This is a genomic window from Mesorhizobium sp. M7A.F.Ca.CA.004.12.1.1 (genome assembly GCF_003997835.1).
GTDB lineage: Bacteria > Pseudomonadota > Alphaproteobacteria > Rhizobiales > Rhizobiaceae > Mesorhizobium.
In genome coordinates this window covers 1-502 of record NZ_RZRK01001488.1, presented here as the reverse complement: position 1 = coordinate 502, position 502 = coordinate 1, and the positions used below count along the sequence as shown (strand labels likewise).

Annotated in this window: 1 protein-coding gene; it reads right to left on the bottom strand. The window is 63.1% G+C overall.

The features are described 5' to 3' along the window. On the bottom strand, positions 1–502 hold a 502-nt coding region (locus tag EN984_RS37175; protein WP_206517601.1), incomplete at both ends, for a PLP-dependent transferase.

Here is a 502-nt window from a genome sequence, read left to right as displayed (position 1 = left end):
GTCGATGGTGGTGACGATGCCCTGTTCCTTGGCCAACCGTGTCAGATGCGCGATGTCCTGCAACTCGAACATCATCGAGGTCGGGCTTTCCAGATACAGCAGCTTGGCGCCGGGAAGTGCCGCCGCCACCGCATCCGGGTCGGAGCCGTCGACATAATCAACCTTGATGTTGAGCCGCGGCAACAGCCGCTCGAACAAACGGTAGGCATCGCCATAGCAATTGCGCACCGCCACGATGCGCTCGCCTGCCCCAACGAACGCAAGCACCGTGGCGCTGATCGCCGCCATGCCGCTGGAAAAGCCGCGCGCGGCTTCTGCGCCCTCAAGCGCTGCCACGCGCGCCTCGAACTCCATCACCGTCGGATTGTCGCCGCGCGAATAGATCGGCTGCTTTCGTTTGCCAGCAAAGGTATCGGCCATCTCGGCATAGCTGGCGAAGGTGAACAGCGAGGTCTGGTAGATCGGCGGCACCACCGCACCGCCAGGGAACGGTTCGTCATGC